The organism is uncultured Gordonia sp. (genome assembly GCF_937858515.1).
GTDB lineage: Bacteria > Actinomycetota > Actinomycetes > Mycobacteriales > Mycobacteriaceae > Gordonia.
This window is the reverse complement of sequence record NZ_CALLZT010000195.1, coordinates 1-3,047: the sequence shown is the minus strand read 5'-3', so window position 1 is coordinate 3,047 and position 3,047 is coordinate 1. Positions and strand designations below refer to the sequence as shown.

Annotated in this window: 3 protein-coding genes; all 3 read left to right on the top strand. The window is 60.6% G+C overall.

What is annotated here, in order from left to right; genetic code table 11:
* Positions 1 to 74: 74 nt before the first annotated feature.
* The 3 genes from Q0627_RS18665 to Q0627_RS18660 all read left to right on the top strand — a co-directional run bounded on the left by Q0627_RS18665 (position 75) and on the right by Q0627_RS18660 (position 2,707).
* Complete coding sequence (locus tag Q0627_RS18665) at positions 75 to 1,337, top strand: IS256 family transposase (RefSeq protein WP_298811883.1); 1,263 nt, start codon at positions 75 to 77, stop codon at positions 1,335 to 1,337.
* Between the two features lie 623 nt (positions 1,338 to 1,960).
* Positions 1,961 to 2,293 (top strand): HNH endonuclease signature motif containing protein, encoded by a 333-nt coding sequence (locus tag Q0627_RS22565; protein WP_367180774.1) that lies wholly within the window; start codon positions 1,961 to 1,963, stop codon positions 2,291 to 2,293.
* Between the two features lie 60 nt (positions 2,294 to 2,353).
* On the top strand, positions 2,354 to 2,707 hold the full coding sequence (locus tag Q0627_RS18660; protein WP_298811881.1) for a hypothetical protein: 354 nt from the start codon (positions 2,354 to 2,356) through the stop codon (positions 2,705 to 2,707).
* The last annotated feature ends 340 nt before the right edge of the window (positions 2,708 to 3,047 follow it).

The window sequence follows — 3,047 nt, the reverse complement described above, 5'->3', positions numbered from 1 at the left end:
GGGTCTGTCAGAACAACGGTGGATCTGATCTTGGTCTGACACGCCAGGCGTGAGCTTGGCGGGAAGGACTGACCATGTCAGAAACACTCGATCTTGTGGCGATCGAACTGAATCAACGCCAGCTCGCTGAGCAGCTGCTGGCGCAAGCGAAAGAGCAGGGAGTCGAGCTGGTCGGCCCGAACGGGCTGCTGAACCAGTTGACCAAGACCGTGCTGGAGACAGCGCTGGATGCGGAGATGACCGAGCACCTGGGCTATGACAAGCATGATCCGGCCGGGCGTGGCAGCGGCAACTCCCGTAACGGCACCCGGGTCAAGACGGTGCTCACTGAGATAGGCCCGGTCGAGATTGAGGTACCCCGGGACGTCAATTCCTCGTTTGAACCGCAGATCGTCAAGAAACGCCAACGCCGCCTTACTGGTATCGACGAAATCGTATTGTCTTTAACAGCAAAGGGATTGACAACCGGTGAAGTGTCGGCGCACTTCGCTGACGTCTACGGCGCCACGGTGTCCAAGGACACCATAAGCCGTATCACCGACAAGGTGATCGCTGAGATGACCGAGTGGGGCAACCGTCCGCTGGAGTCGGTATATCCCGTGATGTTCATCGACGCTATCAACGTCAAGATCCGTGATGGACAGGTCGCTAATCGGCCGGTGTATGTGGCGATCGGAGTCACCTGCGCCGGGGAACGCGACATCCTCGGACTGTGGGCCGGCGATGGCGGGGAGGGCGCCAAGTTTTGGATGTCGGTCCTGACCGAGATCAAGAACCGCGGAACCAACGATGTGTGCATCGTGGTCTGTGACGGACTGAAGGGACTGCCCGAGGCCGTCACTGCGGTATGGGATCGCACCCTGGTGCAGACGTGTGTGATTCACCTGCTACGCAACACCTTTCGCTACGCATCACGCAAGTATTGGGACGAGATCGCCAGAGATATCCGGCCGGTCTACACCGCGCCGACCGAGTCCGCGGCCAAGGAACGGTTCGCCGAGTTCGCCGCGAAGTGGGCAGCCCGCTACCCAGCGATCATCCGGCTATGGGAGAACGCCTGGAGCGAGTTCGTGCCCTTCCTGGACTACGACCTCGAGATCCGACGAATCATCTGTAGTACGAACGCGATCGAATCACTAAATGCACGCTACCGCAGAGCAATCCGAGCCCGCGGACACTTTCCAACCGAGCAGGCCGCGATGAAATGTCTCTATCTCGTGACCCGTTCCCTAGACCCCACCGGCCGAGGCAAGGCACGATGGGCAATGAGGTGGAAGCCCGCACTCAACGCGTTCGCGATCACCTTCAGCGGCCGGATCACCCCGACCGGCAACTAACCAATGCCAAGGTCGGATCCACCGTTAATCTGACAGTCCCCTATGGAGGTCCGATATGGCGGATAAGGAGTCTCGGCCGCGCGCTCCTGCGGGTTTGGCTGGGTCTGGGCGGTCGTTGTGGGCGTCTACGACCGCTGAGTTTGAGCTTGATGAGCATGAGTTGGCGATATTGCGGGAGGCGTGCCGGACGGCGACAGCGATCGACGCGTTGCAGGCTGTGGTGGATCGCGACGGTGTTCTTAACGAGTCAAGTCAGGGGGTTAGGGCTCATCCGGCGCTTGTCGAGTTGCGGGCGCAGCGGTTGTGTTTCGCGAAATTGGTGAGCCAGCTCGGCATCCCTGCTGACGAGACCGCTCCGGCGAGTCGCAAGAAATACGGGATCAAGGGGGCGGTCTAGTGAGGCGTCGCCGCAATCCTGCCGAGGTGCCTGTGGACTTGTTGGTGTTTGAGGGGTTTCGGTATCGGACGGATCGGACGGATCGGGCGTGGCGGGCGGCGGTCGGCGGGTTTCTTGGGGCCCCGGTGGTGGGGGCTGCAGCGCATGAGGGCACGGTGTTGCCGCAGTACGAGGTCAAGGGCTCCTGTCCTTTCGACTATTCACGATTTCGAAAGTCCAGTGCCTGATGCCGTTTTCGTCGACCACGATCCGGGATCGGCGCCGTGCTGATGTGCGTCGGCGTGATGGGGATGCGCCGTGTGCTCTGCAGATCACGGCTGATTGCCGGGTGGTCGGTGGGCAGATCGACTTTGAGGCTCGTCCGCCGCATCCTCGTTCATTCGAGGTGGACCATGTCGTCTCGTCTGATGAGGCGGAGCGTCTGGGGTGGTCGTCGGTGGAGGCTGATGCTCTCGACAATTGCCAGGCTGCTTGTCGTCAGTGCAACCGTGAAAAGTCGTCCGGTGAAAGGCCGACCGCCGCGATCCGACCGACATATGTGAATCCGCGGTTCATGTGAGGAAAAGGTGGCGTGATGGTGGCTAGGCATTCGGTTGATGTTGTGTAAGGAGGTGTGGTCGTGATTCTCGATATACGTGTCCTGTCCGGGGTAACACCGAGCGCTCTTGTCGCTGCGGTCGCCGCGCATGTTCCCGGCGAGGTTGGTGTCGACCAGTACGGCAACCCTTCTTTGCGCACCGATGCAGGAACAATCGTTGCCGCGGAATCACTTTGGGATACCGGCCTGGTGTATGCAGAGGTCAGATCATCCGATGCTGCGTTGGCGAATCGGGTGTACGACGTCCTCGTGGACAACACCGACTGGGAAGTCAGCCTGGTTGACTCCAGCGACAACCACCCTGAAGACGTGGTGTTGCGGCACCGGGCGCAACCCCCTAACCTCCTTGGCGCCGAAAAGATTCCGAATGGCTAGGCACAGAAATCGAAACCGCAGTTGCGGACGAATCTGAACCCTGCGCTGAGCGTGCGAAGGCTGAGATTGGTCGGCTGCGGCCGGCCGATCCGAAGCCGAGTGACGCGGGCGCGACCGTGGCCGCGTTCGATGCCGCGCGCTTCCGTAAAGGTGAGAGCCAACCGAAGGAGGCCTGATGAACACGGGCTGGCGTTGGCTCGACGAAAACTGCTGGGCTGGAGATCAGGAATTGCTGTCGTCTAGCTTCGGCATTTGGTCGAATACGTCCTTGAGTGCGCGTGCCCAGACCTGAGTTTGGACATTTGGCTTAGTACCCCGGCTTGAAGCCGAGGTCGGTGAG

What these genes read in the sequence shown, in the direction of transcription:
- Q0627_RS18665 (WP_298811883.1), top strand. Translation starts at nt 75, where the DNA reads ATGTCAGAAACACTCGATCTTGTGGCGATCGAACTGAATCAACGCCAG.
- Q0627_RS22565 (WP_367180774.1), top strand. Translation starts at nt 1,961, where the DNA reads ATGCCGTTTTCGTCGACCACGATCCGGGATCGGCGCCGTGCTGATGTG.